Source organism: Paractinoplanes deccanensis, from assembly GCF_016862115.1.
Lineage (GTDB): Bacteria > Actinomycetota > Actinomycetes > Mycobacteriales > Micromonosporaceae > Actinoplanes > Actinoplanes deccanensis.
In genome coordinates, this window is the sequence record NZ_BOMI01000123.1 from 64,604 (window position 1) to 85,501 (window position 20,898).

The 20,898-nt window shown below is 72.5% G+C and carries 19 protein-coding genes and 1 pseudogene; 7 read left to right on the forward strand and 13 right to left on the reverse strand.

Annotated elements, in window-relative coordinates; translation table 11 throughout:
* Nucleotides 1-133: 133 nt before the first annotated feature.
* The 6 genes and pseudogenes from ligA to Ade02nite_RS31190 all read right to left on the reverse strand — a co-directional run bounded on the left by ligA (nucleotide 134) and on the right by Ade02nite_RS31190 (nucleotide 8,348).
* Entirely contained in the window at nucleotides 134-2,680 is a 2,547-nt protein-coding gene (gene ligA / locus Ade02nite_RS31165; protein ID WP_379036837.1) for an NAD-dependent DNA ligase LigA, read from the reverse strand.
* A gap of 206 nt (nucleotides 2,681-2,886) precedes the next feature.
* The gene (locus tag Ade02nite_RS31170) at nucleotides 2,887-3,951 is read right to left on the reverse strand and encodes a uroporphyrinogen decarboxylase/cobalamine-independent methonine synthase family protein (RefSeq protein WP_203771696.1); all 1,065 of its coding nucleotides are present in this window, start codon (nucleotides 3,949-3,951) and stop codon (nucleotides 2,887-2,889) included.
* 178 nt (nucleotides 3,952-4,129) lie between these two features.
* Nucleotides 4,130-5,194 (reverse strand): annotated as a pseudogene (mnmA, locus tag Ade02nite_RS31175) (tRNA 2-thiouridine(34) synthase MnmA); the annotation flags it as partial.
* A 188-nt stretch (nucleotides 5,195-5,382) separates the two neighbouring features.
* Nucleotides 5,383-6,558, reverse strand: a complete 1,176-nt coding sequence (locus tag Ade02nite_RS31180) for a cysteine desulfurase family protein (RefSeq protein WP_203771698.1) — start codon at nucleotides 6,556-6,558, stop codon at nucleotides 5,383-5,385.
* A 71-nt stretch (nucleotides 6,559-6,629) separates the two neighbouring features.
* Nucleotides 6,630-7,556: an electron transfer flavoprotein subunit alpha/FixB family protein gene (locus Ade02nite_RS31185; protein WP_203771700.1), complete on the reverse strand. Its 927-nt coding sequence runs from the start codon at nucleotides 7,554-7,556 to the stop codon at nucleotides 6,630-6,632.
* Nucleotides 7,557-7,568: 12 nt separating this feature from the next.
* Complete coding sequence (locus tag Ade02nite_RS31190) at nucleotides 7,569-8,348, reverse strand: electron transfer flavoprotein subunit beta/FixA family protein (RefSeq protein WP_203771702.1); 780 nt, start codon at nucleotides 8,346-8,348, stop codon at nucleotides 7,569-7,571.
* Between the two features lie 318 nt (nucleotides 8,349-8,666).
* Between Ade02nite_RS31190 and Ade02nite_RS31195 the strand changes: the two genes are divergently transcribed.
* The 3 genes from Ade02nite_RS31195 (at nucleotide 8,667) to Ade02nite_RS31205 (ending at nucleotide 9,824) form a co-directional block, all read left to right on the forward strand.
* Complete coding sequence (locus tag Ade02nite_RS31195) at nucleotides 8,667-9,104, forward strand: YidH family protein (protein ID WP_203771704.1); 438 nt, start codon at nucleotides 8,667-8,669, stop codon at nucleotides 9,102-9,104.
* Nucleotides 9,101-9,403 (forward strand): DUF202 domain-containing protein, encoded by a 303-nt coding sequence (locus tag Ade02nite_RS31200; RefSeq protein WP_203771706.1) that lies wholly within the window; start codon nucleotides 9,101-9,103, stop codon nucleotides 9,401-9,403. The genes Ade02nite_RS31195 and Ade02nite_RS31200 overlap by 4 nt, the downstream gene beginning before the upstream one ends.
* 79 nt (nucleotides 9,404-9,482) lie before the next feature.
* Entirely contained in the window at nucleotides 9,483-9,824 is a 342-nt protein-coding gene (locus tag Ade02nite_RS31205; RefSeq protein WP_203771708.1) for a PLDc N-terminal domain-containing protein, read from the forward strand.
* Here Ade02nite_RS31205 and Ade02nite_RS31210 read toward each other — a convergent pair whose 3' ends face one another.
* The 4 genes from Ade02nite_RS31210 to Ade02nite_RS31225 are packed head-to-tail and all read right to left on the reverse strand — an operon-like array spanning nucleotide 9,825 to nucleotide 14,612.
* Nucleotides 9,825-11,447, reverse strand: coding sequence for an acetolactate synthase (locus Ade02nite_RS31210; protein WP_203771710.1), 1,623 nt, complete (start codon nucleotides 11,445-11,447; stop codon nucleotides 9,825-9,827).
* Nucleotides 11,448-11,468: 21 nt separating this feature from the next.
* Nucleotides 11,469-13,181 (reverse strand): Hsp70 family protein, encoded by a 1,713-nt coding sequence (locus Ade02nite_RS31215; RefSeq protein ID WP_203771712.1) that lies wholly within the window; start codon nucleotides 13,179-13,181, stop codon nucleotides 11,469-11,471.
* 26 nt (nucleotides 13,182-13,207) lie between these two features.
* Complete coding sequence (locus Ade02nite_RS31220) at nucleotides 13,208-13,798, reverse strand: hypothetical protein (RefSeq protein WP_203771714.1); 591 nt, start codon at nucleotides 13,796-13,798, stop codon at nucleotides 13,208-13,210.
* A 40-nt stretch (nucleotides 13,799-13,838) separates the two neighbouring features.
* Nucleotides 13,839-14,612 (reverse strand): enoyl-CoA hydratase/isomerase family protein, encoded by a 774-nt coding sequence (locus Ade02nite_RS31225; RefSeq protein WP_203771716.1) that lies wholly within the window; start codon nucleotides 14,610-14,612, stop codon nucleotides 13,839-13,841.
* Nucleotides 14,613-14,670: 58 nt separating this feature from the next.
* On the opposite strand from Ade02nite_RS31225, the gene Ade02nite_RS31230 reads away from it, so the two are divergent.
* From Ade02nite_RS31230 to Ade02nite_RS31245, 4 genes are read left to right on the forward strand one after another with little or no spacing between them, the layout of a single operon-like run.
* Entirely contained in the window at nucleotides 14,671-15,138 is a 468-nt protein-coding gene (locus Ade02nite_RS31230) for a DUF6232 family protein (protein WP_203771718.1), read from the forward strand.
* A complete protein-coding gene (locus tag Ade02nite_RS31235) occupies nucleotides 15,135-15,491 on the forward strand; it encodes a DoxX family protein (RefSeq protein WP_203771719.1) in 357 nt (118 codons plus the stop codon). The genes Ade02nite_RS31230 and Ade02nite_RS31235 overlap by 4 nt, the downstream gene beginning before the upstream one ends.
* Nucleotides 15,492-15,529: 38 nt before the next feature.
* Entirely contained in the window at nucleotides 15,530-16,063 is a 534-nt protein-coding gene (locus tag Ade02nite_RS31240; RefSeq protein WP_203771721.1) for a PAS domain-containing protein, read from the forward strand.
* The gene (locus Ade02nite_RS31245) at nucleotides 16,063-16,950 is read left to right on the forward strand and encodes a methyl-accepting chemotaxis protein (protein ID WP_203771723.1); all 888 of its coding nucleotides are present in this window, start codon (nucleotides 16,063-16,065) and stop codon (nucleotides 16,948-16,950) included. Before Ade02nite_RS31240 ends, Ade02nite_RS31245 begins: the two co-directional genes overlap by 1 nt.
* A 2-nt stretch (nucleotides 16,951-16,952) precedes the next feature.
* Here the strand turns inward: Ade02nite_RS31245 and Ade02nite_RS31250 are convergent, their stop codons facing one another.
* From Ade02nite_RS31250 to Ade02nite_RS31260, 3 genes are all read right to left on the reverse strand, one after another.
* Complete coding sequence (locus Ade02nite_RS31250) at nucleotides 16,953-17,843, reverse strand: ribokinase (RefSeq protein ID WP_203771725.1); 891 nt, start codon at nucleotides 17,841-17,843, stop codon at nucleotides 16,953-16,955.
* 2 nt (nucleotides 17,844-17,845) lie between these two features.
* Nucleotides 17,846-18,661, reverse strand: coding sequence for an ABC transporter ATP-binding protein (locus Ade02nite_RS31255; protein ID WP_239169195.1), 816 nt, complete (start codon nucleotides 18,659-18,661; stop codon nucleotides 17,846-17,848).
* Nucleotides 18,662-18,823: 162 nt separating this feature from the next.
* Nucleotides 18,824-20,014 carry an ROK family transcriptional regulator gene (locus Ade02nite_RS31260; protein WP_203771729.1) on the reverse strand — a complete coding sequence of 397 codons (1,191 nt, stop codon included), beginning with the start codon at nucleotides 20,012-20,014 and terminating at the stop codon, nucleotides 18,824-18,826.
* Nucleotides 20,015-20,898 lie beyond the last annotated feature (884 nt).

Here is a 20,898-nt window from a genome sequence, read left to right on the forward strand (position 1 = left end):
ACACCACGACGCCCCACGGCCGGAAAGCTCGAGGCCGCTCAGGGGGCGGTGCCGCGTGGGCGTTACCAGCGAAGGGCTTCGCGCGTGGCGGCTGGGCCGGGCGTGCAGGGACGACCGGTGACGAGCGGAAGGGTCAGGACTCCTCGGGGGCGAATTCGGCTACGTCGCGGGCGGCGTCGGGGCCCTCGGAGAGGAGGACGGCGAAGCCCTCCTCGTCGAGGACGGGGACCTTGAGGGAGATGGCCTTGTCGTATTTGCTGCCGGGGTTGTCGCCGACGACCACGAAGGACGTCTTCTTCGAGACCGAGCCGCTCACCTTGCCGCCTCGGGACGTCACGGCCTCGGTGGCCTGGTCTCGGGAGTAGTTGGCGAGGGTGCCGGTGACGACGACGGTCATGCCCTCCAGGGGACGGGGGCCCTCGTCGACGCGCTCGTCGGCCATGCTGACGCCGGCCTCGCGCCACTTGCGGACGATCTCGCGGTGCCAGTCGACGGTGAACCACTCGCGGAGGCTCTCGGCGATGGTGGGGCCGACGCCGTCCACAGAGGACAGGACGTCGGGCTCGGCCTTGGCCTTGGCGGCCTTGCCAGGCTTGGCTGCGGCGCCCTCGGCCTCATCGGCGGCCACGTCAGAGGAGTCGCCGTCGGCAGAGCCACCGCCGGGGGACGAACCGTCGGCAGAGGAGCCGCCAGCGACCGAGGCACCCGCAGCAGAGGAAGCGTCCGCGGAGGAAGCGTCCGCGGAGGAAGCGTCCGCGGAGGAAGCGTCCGTCGAGGAGGCGTCGGGAGAAGAGGAGGCGTCGGAAGAGGAGGCGTCGGCAGAGGCGCCTGCGGACGAAGAAGAGCCGGGGGCAGTGAGCGGGGCGGCCGAGGTCAAGGAGGTGGCGGCGGAGACGGCGGCGGCCTCCTCGGGGCTGCCGGGTGGGGCGGCGACGATGGCCTCGATGGCTTCCATGGAGCCGAACTGGCGGGCCAGAGCCTGGGCGGCGGTGGGACCGACGTGGCGGATCGAGAGGGCTACGAGGACGCGCCACAGGGGTCTGTCCTTGGCGCCCTCGAGGTTTTCGAGGAGTTTGACGGCGTTGGTGCCGAGGCTGCCGTCCTGGTTGACGAAGAACGGGGACTGGCGCAGCTGCTCCTCGGTCAGGGCGAACAGGTCGCCCTCGTCGGTGATGACGCCCGAGTCGAGCAGGGCCTGGGCCGCCTTGTAGCCGAGCACCTCGATGTCGAAGGCGCCCCGGCCGGCCAGGTGGAACACGCGCTCGCGCAGCTGGGCGGGGCAGGAGCGAGTGTTGGGGCAGCGGATGTCGACGTCGCTCTCCTTGGCCGGCGCCAGCTTGGTGCCGCAGGCCGGACAGTGGGTCGGCATCACGAACGGGTGGGCGTCGTCGGGGCGCAGGTCGACGACCGGGCCGAGCACCTCGGGGATCACGTCGCCGGCCTTGCGCAGCACGATGGTGTCGCCGATCAGCACGCCCTTGCGCTCGACCTCGCGCGCGTTGTGCAGCGTCGCCTGCGCGACCGTGGAACCCGCCACCTTGACCGGCTCGAGGATCGCGAACGGGGTCACCCGGCCCGTACGGCCGACGTTCACCGCGATGTCGAGCAGCTTGGTGGTGACCTCCTCGGGCGGATATTTGAACGCGATCGCCCAGCGCGGCGCCCGCGACGTGGAGCCCAGGCGGCCCTGGATCGCCACGGAGTCGCACTTGATGACCACGCCGTCGATCTCGTGCTCGACGTCGTGGCGGTGCTCGCCGTAGTAGGCGATGAACTCACGGATGTCGTCGATGCCCTCGGCGAGCTTCCACCGGGAGCTGGTGGGCAGACCCCAACCCTTCAAGGCTTCGTACGCATGTGACTGTGACGTGGGGGTGAAACCGACCCGCGCGCCGATGCCGTGGACCACCATGCGCAGCCCGCGCGATGCCGTGACCCGGGGGTCTTTTTGCCGCAGGCTGCCGGCGGCGGCGTTGCGCGGGTTGGCGAACGGCGCCTTGCCCTGCTCGACCAGCGACGCGTTGAGGTCGGCGAACGCGGACACCGGGAAGTAGATCTCGCCGCGCACCTCGAGCAGGTCGGGCGGGTTGTCGCCGGCCAGCCGCTCGGGGATCTCGCGGATGGTGCGCACGTTGGACGTGACGTCCTCGCCCGTGCGCCCGTCGCCGCGCGTGGCACCCCGGACGAGCCGGCCCTTCTCGTAGGTCAGGTTGATCGCCAGGCCGTCGACCTTGAGCTCGCAGATGAACTCGACCGGGCCGCCCGCGTCGCGCAGCGTGCGGTCGACCCAGGCGCCCAGCTCGTCGTCGTCGAAGACGTTGTCGAGCGAGAGCATGCGCTCCACGTGCTCGACCGGGGTGAAGAGCGTGGAGAACGTGCCCCCGACATTTTGCGTCGGCGAGTCGGGCGTGCGCAGCGCCGGGAACTCGGTCTCGAGCGCCTCCAGCTCGCGCAGCAGCTTGTCGAAGTCGGCGTCGGAGATGGTCGGCGAGTCGAGCACGTAATAGCGGTATTGGTGGCCGCGGACCTCGTCGCTCAGCTCGGCGTGCCGCGCGCTCGCCTCGGGCGTCGGGTCCTTGCCGGCGGCGGCCTCCTGCTCGGCGGTCGGACCGGCGACGGACATCTCGTCCTCGTCCACGCGCTGCTTCGACTTCGCCTGCTCAGGCACCGTGACCTCCATGCTCGACTTCTAGGAGGAACGGTAGTCGCCACCTCTGACATTTTTGTGCCGCGGCGGTGCCGCTCGGCACGGCGCGGCGAAACCCCGCCCGATCAGACCTCCGCAGGCCGCCGGGCCACTTAACGGCAGGCCATGAGCACGCCACCCGATCAGACCTCCGCCGGCCGCCGGGCCACCTCACGGCAGGCCATGAGAAGGCCGCCCGATCAGACCTCCGCCAACCGCCGAGCCGCCTCACGGCAGGCGGTGAGCGCGGCACGTGCATACGGCTCGCTCGCCCCCGCCAGACCGCACGCCGGTGTGATCACCACCTGGTGAGGAAGGCGCGCCGCCGGAAACCCGAGCCGCTTCCACAGCGTGGCGACCCGATCGGCGGCCTTCTTGCCCGGCGCCGGCGCCGCAGACGAGGAGGCACCGGCCAGAGAGGCGCCGCCGGAGGAAGGAGCCGAGGAGGACGCAGCCGACGGCGAAGCGCCCGGCGTCGAAGGCACGGCCCCGGCGAACAGCCCGATCCCCGCCTCGATCGCCTCACCCAGCGGATCAAGATCTTTGACCAGCGCGAGGTCGATCGCCACCGCCACGGCACGCGCATCACGGAACACCTGCAGTGGTACGCCGGGAGCACAGCAATGGGCCACCACCGGCACCCCCACGGCCTCCACCACCGTCCGCAAGGCCGTCGCCGCGTCGGGCCCGTCGACCGCCCTGTACGACCCGAAGCCGCTCTCGGTCGGCACCCGGCCGGCCAGCACGGCGGGCAGCGACGGCTCGTCGAGCTGGAGCAGCACCGAAGCGCGCGGCAACCGCTTGCGCACCTCGTCGACGTGACGCCGGAGCCCCTCGGCCAGCGAGTCGGTCAGGTCCCGGACGGCGCCCGCGTCGCGCAGCAGCCGCCCGCCGATCTGCTGGTCGATGCTCGCGGCCAGCGTCCACGGTCCCGCCGACTGGATCTTCAGGGTGCCGGCGAAGCCCTCGCCCTGCTCGGTGAGCTGGTCGAGGTCGCGTTCGAGCAGATCGGCCGTGCGTCGCATGTCCTTGCCCGGTCGCGGCGCCACCTGCCAGCGGCCCGCGTAGAGCTGAACGGGAAGCTCGACCAGGAACCCGGCGCTGCGCCCGATCATGTCGGCGCCCGGCCCGCGTGCCGGCAGCTCCGCGAGATGGGGCAGGTCGGGCAGCTCGCCGAAGACGACACGCTGCGCCTCGGCGATGTCCGTGCCGGGCAGCGACCCGATGCCGGTGGCCGCCCCGGAAGGCCAGGGAAAGTCAGCCACGGTCGGCACCCACGGCCTCGGGCACGCCCGCGGCGACACTGGAGGAACCGACGCCCGCAGCGGCGCTGGAGGAACCGGCGCCCGCAGCGGCGCTGGAGGAACCGGCGCCCCCGGCGACGGCAGCCGGGGCCGCAGCAACAGCGGCCGAGCCCGCGACGTCAGACGGGGAACGCGTGCCCGCGGTGATGGTCGCCGAGCCGAGGACGACGTCGCCGCCCTCGGGATCGCGCCGGTAGGCCACGATCGCCTGGCCCGCGGCCACCCCGCGCGCCGGCGAGAGCAGCCGGGCCGTCAGCGTGCCGCCGTCGACGGTCACGACGGCCGGCACGACCTCGCCGTGGGCGCGCAGCTGCACGTCGCACTCGACGGGGGTCGGCTCGCCGTGCCAGATCGGCCGGGTCGCCGTCACCAGGTCGACCTCGAGGTCCTGGCGGGAGCCGACGGTCACCGTGTTGGTCACCGGGGTGATCGACAGGACGTAGCGCGGACGGCCGTCGGCCGCCGGCACGCGCAGGTCGAGGCCCTTGCGCTGGCCCACCGTGTAGGCGTAGGCGCCGTTGTGGGTGCCCACCTTTTCCCCCGTGCGCGCGTCGACGATGTCGCCGGGCGCCTCGCCGAGGCGGCGCTGGAGGAAGCCCTTGGTGTCGCCGTCGGCGATGAAGCAGATGTCGTGCGAGTCGGGCTTGTCGGCGACGGCGAGCCCGCGGGCGGCCGCCTCGTCGCGCACCTGGGCCTTGGTCGAGTCGCCGAGCGGGAAGATCGCCCGGGACAGCTTGTCGCCGGTGAGCACGGCCAGCACGTACGACTGGTCCTTGGCGTCGTCGACGCTGCGCCGCAGCAGGCCATCGGCGCCGAGGCGGGCGTGGTGGCCGGTGACGACCGCGTCGAAGCCGAGCGCGACCGCCCGGTCGAGCACGGCCTCGAACTTGATCTTTTCGTTGCAGCGCAGGCAGGGGTTGGGGGTGCGGCCGGCCGCGTATTCGGCGACGAAGTCGTCGACGACGCTCTCGTGGAACTGGTCGGCCATGTCCCACACGTAGAACGGGATGCCGATCACGTCGGCGGCACGGCGCGCGTCGCGGGAGTCTTCCAGCGTGCAGCAGCCCCGGGCGCCGGTGCGATAGGTCTGGGGGTTTCGCGCCAGCGCCAGGTGCACCCCGGTGACGTCGTGACCGGCGTCGTGGGCGCGCGCGGCGGCAACGGCGGAATCGACCCCGCCCGACATGGCCGCTAGTACTCGCATGCCCCAAGACTATCCGCCCCCTCCGACACTTCCGCCCGCGGCAATCGAAGCGGCGGAAGGGGTGGCCGGCGCGGCAAGGGACGCGGCGGTGGAGGGGCGGCAGGCTCGGCAGAGGAAGGGGTGGTGGCAGGCGCGGCAGAGGAAGGGGTGGTGGCAGGCGCGACAAGAGAAGGGCGGTGGAGGGACGGTCAGCGGGGCGTCTTCCAGGCCGCTGCCCGCCGGGCGCGCTCGACGGCGCCGGGGAGGGCGGCCAGCAGGGCGTCGACGTCGGCGGCCGTGGAGGTGTGGCCGAGGGTGAAGCGGAGCGACGAGCGGGCGCGGTCGTCGTCGGCGCCCATGGCGATCAGCACGTGGCTGGGCTGGGCCACGCCGGCCGAGCAGGCCGAGCCCGTCGAGCAGCTGATGCCCTGGGCGTCGAGCAGGAGCAGCAGCGCGTCGCCCTCGCAGCCGGGGAAGCTGAAGTGGGCGTTGCCCGGCAGGCGGTCTTCGGTGGCGCCGTTGTAGATCACGTCGGGTACGGCCTTGCGCACCCGGGCGACGAGATCGTCGCGGAGGGCGCCGACGCGCGCCGCGTACTCCTCCTGGGCCTTGACCGTCGCCTCGACGGCCGTCGCGAAGGCCACCACGCCCGGCGTGTCCAGGGTGCCCGAGCGCACGTCCCGCTCCTGGCCTCCGCCGTGCAGCAGCGGCGTGCACGCCACGTCGCGGCCGAGCAGCAGCGCGCCGACGCCGACCGGGCCGCCCACCTTGTGGCCGGTCACCGTCATGGCCGCCGCGCCGCTCGCGGTGAAGTCGACCGGGACCTGGCCCACCGCCTGCACCGCGTCGGTGTGGAACGGGATGCCGGCGGCGGCCGCCAGGGCGGAGAGCTCGCCGACCGGCTGCGCCGTGCCGACCTCGTTGTTCGCCCACTGGACGCTGATCACCGCGATCTCGTCGCCGTACTGGTCGATGACCGCGGCCAGCGCCGACGGGTCGACCCGGCCGGCCGCGTCGACCGGCAGCCACGAGACCTGGGCGCCCTCGTGCGCGCCGAGCCATTCGACCGCGTCCATGACCGCGTGGTGCTCGACCGACGAGGCCACCACCCGGTTGTGGTTGAGCGACGCGGAGCGGCGGGCCCAGAAGATGCCCTTGGCCGCCAGGTTGTCGCTTTCGGTGCCGCCGCTGGTGAAGACCACCTCGGACGGGCGGGCGCCGAGGGCCGCGGCGATGCGCTCGCGGGACTCCTCGACCAGCCGCCGGGCGTGCCGGCCGGCCGCGTGCAGGGACGACGGGTTGCCGACCTCGCGGGCGGCGGCGACGTACGCCTCCAGCGCCTCGGCGAGCATCGGCGTGGTCGCCGCGTGATCCAAGTAGGCCATCACGATGAAGCTTATGCCTGACGACGAACGGCCCGGCGCGAGCGCCGGGCCGTGATCTTCGAAACAGCGGGTTACTTGCGCTTACGGATCTCGTCGGCGGCCTGCGGCACGACCTTGAACAGGTCGCCCACCACGCCGTAGTCGGCGAGCTCGAAGATCGGGGCCTCGGGGTCCTTGTTGACCGCGACGATCGTCTTCGAGGTCTGCATGCCGGCCCGGTGCTGGATGGCGCCGGAGATGCCGAGCGCCACGTACAGCTGGGGCGACACGGTCTTGCCGGTCTGGCCGACCTGGAACTGGTGCGGGTAGTAGCCGGAGTCGACCGCCGCGCGGGACGCGCCGACCGCGCCGCCGAGCAGGTCGGCCAGCTCCTCGACCAGCTTGAAGTTGTCCGCGTTGCCGACGCCGCGGCCACCGGAGACGACCACGCCGGCCTCGGTGAGCTCGGGGCGCGAGCCCTTGGTCTCGGTGACCCGCTCGACGACCTTGGTCAGCTTGTCGGCCTCGGACAGCTCGGCCGTGACGTCCTCGACCGCGGGGGTGGCCGGCTGCGGCGAGGGGGTGACCGAGTTGGGGCGGATCGTCACGATCGGCAGGCCCTTGGTGACCTTCGACTTGACGATCGTCGAGCCGGCGAACGCGACCTGGGTGGCGGTGCCGTCGGCGGCCACCTCGACCGCGTCGGTCAGCAGGCCGTTGTCGAGCTTGACCGCCAGGCGACCGGCGATCTCCTTGCCCTCCTGCGTCGAGCCGAGCAGCACGGCGGCCGGCTGCTTCTCGCGCACGAGCTGGGCCACGACGGTCGCCTTGGGCGCGACCAGGTAGTCGGAGGCCGGAGCGACGTAGATCTTCTCCGCGCCGTACTCGGCGAGCTTGGCCTGATCCACCGAGGAGTCGAAGACGACGGCGGACGGCGAGCCCAGCGTGCGGGCGATGGTCAGCAGCTCCAGCGTGACCTTCTTGACGGAGCCTTCCACGACGACAAGAACTTCAGCCATGACCGGCCCCTCTCAGACGAACTTCTCGGTGGCGAGGAACGCGACCAGCTGCGAGCCGCCGTCGCCCTCATCGGTGATCTTGGTGCCGGCCGAGCGCGGCGGCCGCTTCGAGTACTCGAGCACCTGGGAGGTGGCGCCGGCGAAGCCGACCTCACCCGCGTCGACGCCGACCTCGGCCAGCGAGAGCGCCTGCACCGGCTTCTTCTTGGCGGCCATGATGCCCTTGAACGACGGGTACCGCGGCTCGTTGATCGTGTCCCAGACACTGACGACGGCCGGGGTGGCCGCGGTGACGACCTCGTAGCCCTCGTCGGTCTGCCGCTCGGCGGTCAGCTGCGAGCCGTCGACGGTGAGCTTGCGGGCGCCGGTCAGCGCCGCGATGCCCAGCCGCTCGGCGATCATGTGGGGCAGCACCTGCACGCGGCCGTCGGTCGACTCGGCGCCACACAGAATCAGGTCGGCGTTCAGCTGACCCAGCGCGGCGGCCAGGACCTTGGAGGTCGCGACGGCGCACGAGCCGTGCAGCGCGTCGTCGGAGATGTGGACCGCCTTGTCGGGGCCCATCGACAGCGCCTTGCGGATCGACTCCGTCGCGCCCGCCGGGCCCATCGTCAGGACGGTGACCTCGCCACCGTGCGCCTCCTTGATCTTCAGCGCCTCCTCGATGGCGTACTCGTCCATCTCGTTGATGACGTTGCTCGCCGAGGCACGTTCGACCGTGAAGTCCTGCGAGCTCAGGGTGCGCTCGGCACCGGAGTCGGGTACCTGCTTGACCAGTACGACGATGTTCATCGCGCTCCTACGACCCTCCTGTTATGAACGCACCGTTCGCGGCCGGACCATTGCAGCCAGGTTACCCGCCAGTAAGTTGCACGTGTCGTGCACCTAGAGTGACTCACCTCACGCGTCTCGCCCGCAAGACGACTACGATCAAGACAAGGAGGTGTCGCGATATGTCCGGCCAAATCGCTCCGTTGGTCGACGGTGTGCTTCCGTCCGACTCACATACTCCCCCACGCGTACAGCGGCCCGCGCCGGACACCCATGGACGTGCCGGACCCGACTCGCCGTGGTGCCGATGCGGCCGGCCACGGGAGGCGTGCGTCAGTGATGAAGTCCGCATCCTGTGGGATCACCTTCTCGACCCGCGCGGTCGATAATCAACAGGTGTTACGGCAGTGGTTCGACCCGGAGAAGACGCCGACCGTCGGCCGCACCCCTGACTATCGGTTCTCGCTCGCCAACGAGCGCACCTTCCTGGCCTGGATCCGCACCGGTCTGGCGCTGATCGCGGGCGGGCTCGCCTGCGCCCAGTTCCTGCCCCCGCTGCCCATCACCTTCCTGCGCGAGGGCCTCGCCATCGCGCTGCTGCTGCTCGGCGGCGTGGTCGCGCTGCGCGCCGTCGACCACTGGGCGCGCACCGAGCGCGCCATGCGCCTCGGCGAGGAGCTGCCCGGCTCCAAGTTCCCCGCGATCCTCGCGCTGGTCGTCGCGCTCGGCTCCGTGCTTCTGATCATCACGGTGCTGATCAACGCGGTACGGGAATGAGCGGCGACCCGGGCGCGGCCGCGGAGCGCACCCGCCTCGCCTGGCGCCGGACCGCCCTCTCCGCGGCGGCGGTCGCCCTGCTGGCCCTGCGGCCCGTCGTCACCGACCCCACCCACGTCGGCAAGTGGATCGCCACCTCGCTGATCATGGTGGGCTGGGCGGCCATGGTGGGCATCGCCTATCGGCGCGCGAAGGGCCTCACGTCGCAACCGCCGAGGCCCGCGCGCCGCACCGTCCCGGCCTTCGCGCTCATCGCCCTCGCCTTCGCCGTGCTCGGCGGGCTGGTCATCGCACTCTGACGGGGTCAACCGACCAATCCGGTCCCTTTGTCATGCTCTGATCGTCGCCGGAAGCGCCCGCGCGCGTCATCATTGCCTCATGGTCCGGTTGTTCATCCTCCTGGCTGCCGTGCAGCTGGTTCTCTTCGTGCTGGCGCTGATCAGCTGCCTGTCGGCCGATCGGGTGCGTAACGCGCCGCGCCCCGTGTGGGTGCTGGTGATCCTTCTGATCCCGTTGCTCGGCCCCGTCGCCTACTTCGTGTGGGGCCGGCCGCTGCCGCCGCCGACGGAGGGCGGCCCCGTGCGCCGTGCCGCGCCGAGGCCCGCCTCCCCCGACGACGACCCCGAGTTCCTGCGCTCGGTCGACATCGAGAAATCCCGCCGTGACCGCGAGATGCTCGCCCAGTGGGAGAAGGAGCTGAACAACCGCGAGGACGAGTGATCAGGCCAGGTTCGACGACCGCGGGTAGGCATCGGCCGGGTCGGTCAGCACGTTGACCAGGTACGGCACACCCGCGGCGAAGGCGCGTTCCAGCGCCGGGCCGATCTCGGGCGCCTTCTCCACCGTCTCGCCCGCGCCGCCGAGGGCACGGACCACCTCGTCGTACCGCAGGCCGGGCTGGAGATCGGCGGCCACGTCGTAGCCGTACATGGCCCGCATGGGGTGTTTCTCGAGGCCCCAGATGCCGTTGTTGCCGACCACCATGACGACCGGGAGCCGCTGCCGGACCAGTGACTCCACGTCCATCAGGGAGAAGCCGGCCGCACCGTCGCCGAGCAGCACGCAGATCTGCCGGCCGGGATAGGTGACCCGGGCGCCCATGGCGTAGCCCATGCCGGTGCCGAGGCAGCCGTACGGGCCCGGGTCGAGCCACGTGCCCGGTTGCGCCGGTTCGAGATAGCGGCCCGCGTACGAGACGAAGTCGCCGCCGTCGCCGATCGTCACCGCGTCCGGCGCCAGGATCTTGCGCAGCTCGCCGTAGACGCGAGCCGGCTTGATGAGGTCGGTCTCGGCCGCCATCGCCTCCGCGTCGCGGGCCTTGCCGGCGTCCTCGGCCGAGCGCAACCCCTCGATCCACTCCTGATGGTCGGTGCGGTCGCCGGCGTGGCCGGCCATCGCCGTGAGGATGAGCCGCAGGTCGCCGGCGGGCGAGACCGCCGGCGTGACATGACCGGCGCGCTGCGTGGGCGCGTCGACGATGTGCACGACCTGGGCCTCGCCGAACTCGCCGAAGCCGAGCCGGAAGTCGAGCGGCGTGCCGATCACGCAGACCACGTCGGCCTCGTTGAGCGCGGGCCGGCGGGCCTTGGCGAAGGCGAGCGGGTGCGACGGCGGCAGCGCGCCACGCCCCATGCCGTTGGTGAAGACCGGCACCTGGAGCGCCTCGGCCGCGGCGCGCAACGCGTCGATCGCGTCGCCGCCCCACACGTCCGAGCCCGCGATGATCACCGGGCGGGACGCGGAGGCCAGCAGCGCCGCCGCGCGCGCCACCTCGTCGGGGTCCGGCTCGAGGACCGGGATCGCCGGCGCGCCGGGAGCGGCCGCCTCGCCGCTGGAGAAGACGACCTCGAGGGGCAGGTCGAGGAAGGCCGGCCCGCGGTGCGCGGTGAGCGCCGAGGTCAGCGCGGCGCCGATCTCGCCGGGGATGGCGTCGGTGTCGCCGACCGTGCCCGCGTACTTGGTGATCGGCTTGACCAGCGGCACGTGGTCGAACTCCTGGAGGCTGCCGGAGCCCCAGCGGAACGCCGGGGCGCGGCCGCCCAGCACCAGCACCGGCGAGGCGTTGAAGAAGGCGCTGGTCAGACCGGAGATGCCGTTGGTCACCCCGGGTCCGGCGGTGAGCACGGCGAGGCCGGGGCGGCGCTGGAGCTTGGCCACGGCCTCGGCCGCGAAGACCGCGGACTGCTCATGGCGTACGTCGTAGATCGGGAAACCGGTCTTGTGCGCCGCGTCGTAGAGCGGGAACACGTGCCCGCCCGAGAGCGTGAACATCTCGCCGACGCCGTACGCGCGCAGGGCCGCGAGCGCGAGATCGCCGCCGTGCCCCTCGATCACCTCTGCCATGTCCAGCAGGTTACCGGTGAGTCAGATGCCGAGCAGCCTCCCGATTTCGCGGAACAGATTTTCCGCGTCGACCGGCAGCGACTTGCCGTTGCCGTAGCCGTAGGCGAGCACGAGCGCGAAGAGCGGCACCACCAGCATCACCACGATGCTCATGAGCACCTGAAGGAAGCGCAGGAAACCGCCGCTCCGCTTCTTGGCCTTTGGAGCCTTCTGGGCTTTCTTGGCCGTCTGGGCCGGCTCCGGCTGTCGATAGGGCTGCGGCGGCGACATCGGCCGGTGCACACTTCGTGCCGCCACACCCCTTGGCGGTACGGGGGCCGCGCGCGTCACCGGAGGCACCGAGACCGGCTTCTCCGCGCGGGTCGGCGGGGTCACCGCCCGATGGAAAGCCTGATGGGGCGTGGGGATGGTCGCGTGCGGATCGGGCACCCAGTGGTGCTCGGCGTCGGGCCACGGGTCGACCGCCGGCTGGAGTCCCGTCGTGCCGGGGATGTGCTCGGGCGCCGACGGCATCGCCTGGGCCACGGTCGGCGCCGGCTCGGGCGCGGCCGGGGCCGGCTGCGGCACGGCGGCCACCACCCGGACGGTGGCCGACTCGGCGCGGCCCGTCGAGACCAGCCGGAGCTCCGAGGTCGGCCCGGGCGCGGCCGGCCCGGAGGCCAGCAGGGCCGCGTCGGCGAGGATGCTGCCCTCGGCCACCACCAGCTCGGGCTGCTCGATCACCACCGGCGCCTCGCCCAGCTCGCGGTGCAGCAGGGTGGCGACCAGCGGGATCCGGCTCGCCCCGCCGACCAGGAAGACGCCGGCGAGCCGGCCCTCGGGAAGGTCGGCCCAGTCGAGCAGGCCCTTGGTGATGCGCACCGTCTGGTCGAGCACCGGACGGGCCAGCTTCTCCAGCTCGTCGCGGGTGAGGTGCACCTCGGTGTCGAGCAGCGGCACCACGAAGTCGGCCGACTGGGTGCGCGACAGCCGCTCCTTGGCGATGCGCACGTCCTCCCAGAGCTGCCGCTGGGCGCGCCGCTCCTGGGCCGTCGTGGGCTCGAGCAGGCGCTGCCACTCGCCGGTCTTGAGGTGTTCGACGATGGCCGCGTCGATGTCGAGGCCGCCGAGGTCGTCGCGCCCGTCGACCGCCATCACCTCGAAGCCGGACGCCGTGCGGGCGACCACGCTCGCGTCGAACGTGCCCGCGCCGAAGTCGTGCACCACCACCACCGAGCCGATCGGCACGTCACGGCCGAGCACCTCGGCGAAGTAGGTGGCGGCGGCGACCGGCTCGGCCACCAGCCGGGCGCGGGTCAGGCCGGCCTGGGCGGCGGCCTCGGCGAGCAGCGTGCGGCGGGTGGTGCCCCAGGTGGCCGGGCAGGTGAGCGTGACCTCGGGCAGCACGGGGCCGACCGCGCGGTGCCACTCCTCGGCCACCCGGGCCAGCACCGTGGCGATCAGGTCGCCGACCGGCACCTCCTGGTCGCCGAGGAGCACGAGGCCGTCGTCGATGCGGCGCTTCGGGTTGGGCTCGAAGCGCGCCGGGTCGAAGCGGGCGGCGTGCACCGCGTCGCGGCCGACCACGAAACTGCCGTCGGGCTCGGCGTACACGGCCGAGGGCAGCAGCGGGGAGCCGTCGACCAGGATCGGGCGCGCGCGGCCGTCGGGCCAGCGCGCCACCGCGACGGTGTTCGAGGTGCCGAAGTCCACGCCGAGGGCATGCTTCTTCGGCTCACCTTGGTCGATGGGCATGGACCGAGTCTAGGGGGTCCCCGCCGTCAAACGATCTTCCAGCGCGGAGCGTCGTGCCATCCGCGCAGACAGCGAACGAGGGCGCCGCGGCGCGTCTTGCCGTACGCACCCTCGGGATAGCAGCGCTCACCCACCGTCACGTTCCACTGGATCTTTTCGTCCGGTTCGTCGCCCTCCGGCGCCGGATCCTCGCTTTCCGTAGGCGTGACCGCCGGTGGCTCCGGAGGCAGCGCGATCGGCTCGCTCGACGGGGTGACGCTCGGCACCGTCGTGGGCGGGGCCGGAGCGGGGGCCGACGAGGTGGCCGGCGGCGGCGACACCGTCCTGGTCGGCACCGGCGACGGCCGGGTCGTCCTCTGCGCCGGCCGGCGGGTCTTGGAGGCCGGCGCCTCGGGCGCGCGGGACGTGGCCGCCGGCGTGGGCGGATCGGGCGCGGGAACGACCCGGGGCGGCGGGGCGGCGGCCTGGCCGACCACCGTCCCGGCGCCGGGAGCCGACGGGGAACGGCCCAGCGTGAGCCAGCCGATCAGCGCGCAGAGCAGCGCCTGCCCGATCAGCAGGGCCACGGCCATGCGCACGGTGCGCCGCACCCCACGCGTGACCGGAACCGGTTCCACACCGCGTGACTTTATGGCAACTGATCGATATATGCGAGGGTCAGCGGCCGGTAAATGTGGGTTTACGCTTCTCGACGAAGGCGGTGGTGCCCTCGACGCGGTCGTCGGTGGCGAAGAGACCGGCGAACAGCTGCGACTCCAGGGCCAGGCCGGAGGCGAGATCGAGGTTGAGCCCGCCGTCGACGGCCAGCTTGGCCGCGCGCAGCGCCAGGGACGGGCCCGTCACGTACGGCTTCACCAGCTCGACCGCCGTCCGGTAGACGTCACCGGCCGGCGCGACCCGGTCGGCGAGGCCGATCCGCAGCGCCTCCTCGGCGTCCACCATGCGGCCCGAGAAGATCAGATCCTTGGCGCGCGCCGGTCCGATCAGGCGGGCGAGCCGCTGGGTGCCGCCGGCGCCCGGGATGATGCCCAGCTTGATCTCGGGCTGGCCCAGCTTGGCGTCGTCGGCCACCACCCGCCAGTCGCAGGCCAGCGCCAGCTCGCAGCCGCCGCCGAGGGCATAACCGGTGATCGCGGCGACGACCGGCTTGGGTATGCGCGCCACGGCGTCGAAGGCGCTGGACAGGGCCTCCGCCCGGATCGCCATCTCCTGGTATCCGACCTTGGTGAACTCGGTGATGTCGGCGCCCGCCGCGAAGACCTTCTCCCCGCCGTACACGACGACGGCCTTGACCCCCTCGTCACCGGTGGCGGAATGCGCGGCGGCCCGCAACTCTTCCTGAAGTTGGGTGTTCAAGGCGTTCATCGGGGGCCGGGTCAGCTTGATGGTTCCGATACCGTCGGTGGTCTCCAGCGTCACGAACTCGCCCACTACGACAGCCTCCCTGAGTGTTGGTTCAGGTCAGCCTACGACGGGTACGGAGAGAGCGATGACCACCTACTACCGGGACCCGGACGTGTGGATCACGTCGGCGGGTGTCCGGATGAACGGCGTCGACCTGCGTCTGGACGACCTGATCCAGGTCTGGCACACGCGTGGCCGCCGCTCGTGGGCGACGATCGCCGGGCGGGGCGCCCTGGCCCTCGCGATCATGGTCCCGCTGGTGCTCGGCGCGCTCGGCATCATGGTGGCCCTGCTCATCGACGCCTCCACCAGCACCACCATCGCGCTCTTCGGGGGCGGCGTGCTGGTCGGCCTGGCCACCGCGCCGCTCGCCGACGTGCTGCTCGAACAGGTCGACCGCTCGTACGACCGGGGCAGCCGCACCCGCGAGATCTGGGCCCGCACGCCCGACGGCAAGCTGCTGCTGCTCCGCACCGCCGACTCGGCCCGCTTCGGGCGCATCTACCGCGCCCTCCAGCGCGCGCTGGAGCCGCCCCTAAAGTTGCGCGAATGAGGAAAGACGCCGCGGGGCTCTCCGCGATGCTCGCCACCATGGGGACGCTGCACTTCCTGGCGCCGAAGCCCTTCGACTCCATCGTCCCGCGCTCGCTGCCCGGCTCGCCGCGCACGTGGACCTACCTGAGCGGCGCCGCCGAGCTGGCCGTCGCCGCCGCTGTCGCCCATCCCCGCACCCGGCGCGCGGGCGCCGTCGCCGCCGCCGGCCTGTTCGCCGCGGTCTTCCCGGCCAACGTCAAGATGGCGATGGACTGGCGGCACGCCTCCCCCGCCAAGCGGGCCATCGCGTACGGGCGCCTGCCGCTCCAGGTACCGCTCGTCCTGTGGGCCCGGCGCGTTTTTTCGGATTAGCACCCGCGCGTGTCGGGTCGTCGGTGACGATCGGACTGATGCGAGCCATCCAGACGCGCCCCACCGGAACCGAGCGGACGTTCGGCGCCGACGAGATCATCGTGACGAAGACGGATCCGCGCGGCGTGATCACGTACGCCAACGAGGTCTTTCTGCGCGTGTCGGCGCTGACCGAGGCTGAGGCGGTCGGGCAGCCGCACAGCGTCATCCGGCACCCCGACATGCCGCGCGCCGTCTTCAAGCTGCTCTGGGACACGCTCGCCGAGCGTCAGGAGATCTTCGCGTACGTGAAGAACCTGGCCGCCGACGGCGCGCACTACTGGGTCCTCGCGCACGTCACGCCGTCGTTCGGCGCGGACGGCAGGCTGGTCGGCTACCACTCCAACCGCCGCCTGCCGGACAGGTCCGTGCTGACCCAGGTGAGCCGCCTCTACGACCACCTGCTCGCGGTGGAGACGCGCGAGGCCGGCACCAAGGCCGCGGTCGAGGCCGGCTGGCAGGCGCTCTTGGCCGAGCTGGGCGGCCAGACGTACGACGAATACGTGTGGGCCCTGACGAACGGCGCCGTCTGATGGCCGACGAGGTGCTGTCCCTGATCACCGAGGTGTGCCGCAAGGCCGCCGCCGGCGACCTCGAGGCGCGGCTCCCCTCGATCGGCGACTCCCCCGAGGCCGTCGCCGCCCGCAACGCGATCAACGGCCTGCTCGACACCAGCGACGCGTTCCTGCGCGAGTCCAGCGCGGCGTCCGCGGCGGCCGCCGAGGGACGCTTCCACCGCCGGATCCTGACCCGCGGCCTGCGCGGCGCCTTCCGCACGGCCGCCGGCGAGATCTCCGCCTCGACGTCGGCGATGAGCGAGAACGCGGCCCGCGTGGCCGAGGCGGCAGCGGCCCGCATCGCGCTCGCCGACGAGCTCGAGTCGGCGGTGCTGACCGTCTCGGAGCAGGTCGCCACCGCCGCGACCGAGATGGGCGCCTCCGCCAACGGGCTGGCCGACTTCGCCCGCGACGCGGTCACCGAGGCCGAGCGGGGCCTGTCGACGGTCACCTCGCTGCGCACCGCCTCCGATCAGATCCGCACCGCTGTCGACCTGATCAACGCGGTGGCGAAGCAGACCCGGCTGCTGGCGCTGAACGCCACCATCGAGGCGGCCCGCGCCGGAGAGGCCGGCAAGGGCTTCAGCGTGGTGGCCGGCGAGGTGAAGAGCCTGGCCACCGAGACCGGCGCCTCCAGCAACGAGATCATGGGCCAGGTCAACACCGTGCAGGAGGTCGCCAACGACGCACTCATCGTGCTCGAGACGGTCACCAACAGCCTCCGCGAGATGAGCGGCCTGGTGAACGGCATCGCGGCCGCGGTCGACGGCGGCGGCGCGGAGGGCACCGCCGGGCTCTCCCAGCTCGCCGAGGTGCTGCGCTCCGAGGTCAACCGCTTCGTCACCACGGCCCGGCAGAACTGACCTCAGCCGCGGTAGATCTCGTCGATCTCCGCTCGGGTGGGCAGCGAGTTGGAGGCGCCCACCTTGCGTACGCAGGCAGCGCCGGCCGCGTTCGCCCAGCGCACCGCCTCGACCAGGTCACGGCCCTCACCCCAGGCCACCGCGAGCGCCGCGGTGAAGGCGTCGCCCGCGGCCGTCGTGTCGGTGACCTGCACGCGGTACGACGGGACGTGCTCGTCGCGGCCGTCCCGGTCCGCGTACCGCGAACCCGCACCGCCCAGCGTCAGCACCACCCGCGGCACCAGCGCGAGCAGCGCCGGCACGTCGATGTCGTCGCCACCCGTGATGCTCAGCGCCTCGACCTCGTTGACCACCAGCAGGTCGACGTGCTCCAGCAGCTCCGGCGGCAACTCGCGGGCCGGCGCCGCGTTCAGCACGAACCTGGTGCCGCCCGCGCGCGCCGCCCGGGCCGCCTCGATCACCGTCTCGACCGGGATCTCCTGCTGGCAGAGCAGCACGTCACCGTCGGCGATCGTGGCCTTCTCGGCCTCGGTCAGGCCGGTGAACGCGTTGTTCGCACCGGGCGCGACGAGGATCGAGTTCTCCCCCGCCCGGTCCACCATGATCACGGCGACGCCCGAGACGCCGTACGTCGTCCGCACGTGGGTCATGTCGACGCCGGCCCCGTTGAGCTGGGCGTTGAGACTGACCCCGAACGAGTCCGAGCCGATCGCCCCGAGAAAGCAGGTGTGGCCGCCGGCGCGGGTCGCCGCGATGGCCTGGTTGGCGCCCTTGCCGCCCGGCATCATCAGGAAGTCGTCGCCCAACACGGTCTCGCCCGGCCGGGGCAGGCGCTCGGCGAGCCCGACCAGGTCCATGTTGGCGCTGCCGGCGACGACGATGCGCGGGGCCACGCTCAGGCCGCCCGTGCCGTGTACCGGTCGCCGAAGCGGTCGACGATCAGCGGCAGCCCGAACGTCTTGCTCAGGTTGCCGGCGGTCATCACCTCGCCGAGCAGGCCGGCCGCGACGATCGAGCCCTCACGCAGCAGCAGGCCGTGGGTGAAGCCCGGCGGAATCTCCTCGACGTGGTGGGTGACCAGCACCATCGCGGGCGAATCGGGGTCGAGGGCCAGCTCGGTCAGCCGCGCGACCAGATCCTCGCGGCCGCCCAGGTCGAGCCCGGCGCTCGGCTCGTCGAGCAGCATCAGCTCGGGGTCGGTCATCAAGGCCCGGGCGATGAGGGTGCGCTTGCGCTCGCCCTCGGAGAGCGTGCCGAACTCCCGATCGACCAGGGCGCCCATGCCGATCTGGGTGAGCAGCTGCCGGGCGCGGGCCTCGTCCTGCGGGTCGTAGCTCTCACGCCAGCGGCCCACCACCGACCACGCGGCGGTGACGACCACGTCGAGCACCCGCTCCTCCACCGGCACCCGCTCGGCGAACTGACCGGTCGCCAGGCCGATCCGGGTGCGCAGCTCGTTGATGTCGGTGCGGCCGAGCCGCTCGGCGAGCACGTAGGCGGTCCCGCGGGACGGGTGCAGCCGGCCGGCGGCCAGGTTGAGCAGGGTCGTCTTGCCGGCGCCGTTGGGGCCGAGCACGACCCAGCGCTCGTCCAGCTCGACCTGCCACGACAGGCTGCGAACCAGGAAGTTTCCATTGCGGATCACGCTGACCCGGTCGAACGCGATGACGGTGTCGTCGTCCGGCGGGAGAGTCACGGCAGGCTCAGGCACGCGTCCATCCAACCACGGGTTTTCCCCGCGGTCGTTGAAGACCCTCGCGGGCCGCCCTCCACCCTCGCGAGCTGTGTCCCACCCTCGCGGGCCGCCCCCACCCTCGCGGGCCGCCCTCACCCTCGCGAGCCGCCTCCCGCCCTCGCCTCGCGGGCCGGCCACTCACGCCGTCGTCGAGCCGAAGACCTCGTCTCGTACCGCGTCGAGTGCCGTCCACAGGGCACCGTGCAGCACCGGGTCGGACTCCACGCCGGTGATGACCACCTTGGGGTGCACCAGCGTGATCGCGGCGACCTCCTGCTCGACCCGCTCGGCCAGCGCCGGCCCACCGGCCTGGCTCACCTCGCCGGCCAGCACGACGAGCGGCGGATCGAGCACCACGCAGGTGGCGGCCACGCCGAGCGCCAGCCGCCCGGCGAGCTCGTCCAGCACCGGATCGCCGGCCTCCCCCGCGGCCACGGCGTCACGGATCACATCGGCGGCCTCGGCGCCGCGGAAGCCGTACTTCTTGCCGATCGCCTTGACCGCCTCGGCACCGGCGAGGCTCTGGAAGGCGCCGCGCACCCCGCCCTTGGCCGCCCGCTTCGACGAGTGCCGCGGCACCTCGGCGCCCGGCACGGGCAGATAGCCGATCTCACCGGCGGCGCCCGTGCTGCCCTGGTGGAGCCGGCCGTCGATGACACTCGCCAGGCCGACGCCGCGGCCGACCCAGATGAGCACGAAGTCGCGCACCCCCGTGGCGGCCCCCGTGCTCGACTCGGCGACGGCGGCCATGTTGACATCGTTGCCGAAGACGACCGGCGTGTGCAGATCGCGCCGCAGGTCGTCGAGCAGCCCCCGGTGCCAGCGAGGCAGATCCCAGGCGAACGAGATCTCGCCGCTCTGCGGATCGACCAGACCCGGGGTGCCGAGCACGACCCGTCGCACGGAGCCCATGTCGGTGCCGGCCTCGGTCGCCGCCTGCACGACGGCGTTGTGCACGACGCCGACCGGGTCGTCGGTGTCCTTGGTGGACTGCTCGTTGCGCCCGAGGATCGTCCCGGTGATGTCGGCGCAGGCGGCTACCACCCGGTCCGGCCCGACATCCACGCCGATGACGTGCGCGCTGCCGGGCGTCACCGCGTACAGCTGGGCGTTGGGTCCCCTTCCGCCGGCCTGCTCACCCACCCGGCGCACGAGGCCTCGCTGCTCCAGACGCTCGACCAGCTGCGAGGCGGTGACCTTGCTGAGACCGGTCATCTCGCCGAGCTGGGCCCGGGTCAGCGGCCCGCGCGAGAGCAGCAGTTCCAGCGCCGCGCGATCATTGAGCGCGCGCAACAGCCGGGGCGTGCCCGGAAGGCGGGTGGCGGCCATGCAGATCCCCTACTTATTTAGGATTATTTCCTATTAGAATACCGGCGCCCAGCGAACAGGTAGGCGCAGCGTAGCGGTCCCGGCGCGTCGGTGAACCCTGCACCGATCGACCCCGAGCGATCATGGCAGGTGACGCGGGGTGCCGACCAGACCCACATCCCCGGAAGAACCCCCACCGGGGACACGGATTTTCGGTCGCGGCACCGCTCGTGATCCGGCTCTTGGCGGCGCCCCGCGGTAGCCCACACCCGGCGCGGTATCGGTCGCGGCCCGCACTCCGACGCGGTATCGCTCTCGGCGGCGCCCCTCGGCGACCCTTGCCCGGCGCGGTATCGCTCGCGACCCAAACCCCGGACGCGGCATCGCTCTCGGCGGCGCTTCTCGCAACCCGCGCCCCACGCGGCATCGCTCGCGACCCACACTCCCACACGGCATTGCCCTCGGCGGCGCTTCTCGGCAACCCGCGCCCGAGGCGGCATCGCTCGCGACCCACACCCCAACGCGGTAACGCTCTCGGCGGCGCTTCTCGGCAACCCACGCCCGACGCGGCATCGCTCGCGATCCGGAACTCGGTGGAACCTCGCAGCCCACGCCCCAGCTCGCTATCACCCCGCGACGCTCCGCAGGCCCGCGCCTCACACCATGGGCGCCCTCGACGCCGTCGTCCGCGCCTCGACGTAGCACACGCCCGACGTAGCGCCTCGGTTATCCACAGCCGCTCGGGCTGTCCACAGACCGCCGTAAGCAACATGCCGAATTGCGGAATGCTCGCCTTCAGGACGGCGGTCCCCCTGGGAGGGCGGGCCGTGGTGGGCGGGCCGAGGTGGGCGGGCCGAGGTGGGCGGGCCGAGGTGGGCGGGCCGAGGTGGGCGGGCCGAGGTGGG

Coding starts and splice junctions, on each gene's coding strand:
- Ade02nite_RS31235 (WP_203771719.1), top strand. CDS start 15,135: ATGAGGAAAGACGCCGCGGGGCTCTCCGCGATGCTCGCCACCATGGGG.
- Ade02nite_RS31240 (WP_203771721.1), top strand. CDS start 15,530: ATGCGAGCCATCCAGACGCGCCCCACCGGAACCGAGCGGACGTTCGGC.
- Ade02nite_RS31215 (WP_203771712.1), bottom strand. CDS start 13,181: ATGCCCATCGACCAAGGTGAGCCGAAGAAGCATGCCCTCGGCGTGGAC.
- Ade02nite_RS31210 (WP_203771710.1), bottom strand. CDS start 11,447: ATGGCAGAGGTGATCGAGGGGCACGGCGGCGATCTCGCGCTCGCGGCC.
- Ade02nite_RS31205 (WP_203771708.1), top strand. CDS start 9,483: ATGGTCCGGTTGTTCATCCTCCTGGCTGCCGTGCAGCTGGTTCTCTTC.
- Ade02nite_RS31260 (WP_203771729.1), bottom strand. CDS start 20,014: ATGGCCGCCACCCGCCTTCCGGGCACGCCCCGGCTGTTGCGCGCGCTC.
- ligA (WP_379036837.1), bottom strand. CDS start 2,680: ATGGAGGTCACGGTGCCTGAGCAGGCGAAGTCGAAGCAGCGCGTGGAC.
- Ade02nite_RS31245 (WP_203771723.1), top strand. CDS start 16,063: ATGGCCGACGAGGTGCTGTCCCTGATCACCGAGGTGTGCCGCAAGGCC.
- Ade02nite_RS31230 (WP_203771718.1), top strand. CDS start 14,671: ATGACCACCTACTACCGGGACCCGGACGTGTGGATCACGTCGGCGGGT.
- Ade02nite_RS31180 (WP_203771698.1), bottom strand. CDS start 6,558: ATGGCCTACTTGGATCACGCGGCGACCACGCCGATGCTCGCCGAGGCG.
- Ade02nite_RS31190 (WP_203771702.1), bottom strand. CDS start 8,348: ATGAACATCGTCGTACTGGTCAAGCAGGTACCCGACTCCGGTGCCGAG.
- Ade02nite_RS31185 (WP_203771700.1), bottom strand. CDS start 7,556: ATGGCTGAAGTTCTTGTCGTCGTGGAAGGCTCCGTCAAGAAGGTCACG.
- Ade02nite_RS31200 (WP_203771706.1), top strand. CDS start 9,101: ATGAGCGGCGACCCGGGCGCGGCCGCGGAGCGCACCCGCCTCGCCTGG.
- Ade02nite_RS31195 (WP_203771704.1), top strand. CDS start 8,667: ATGAAGTCCGCATCCTGTGGGATCACCTTCTCGACCCGCGCGGTCGAT.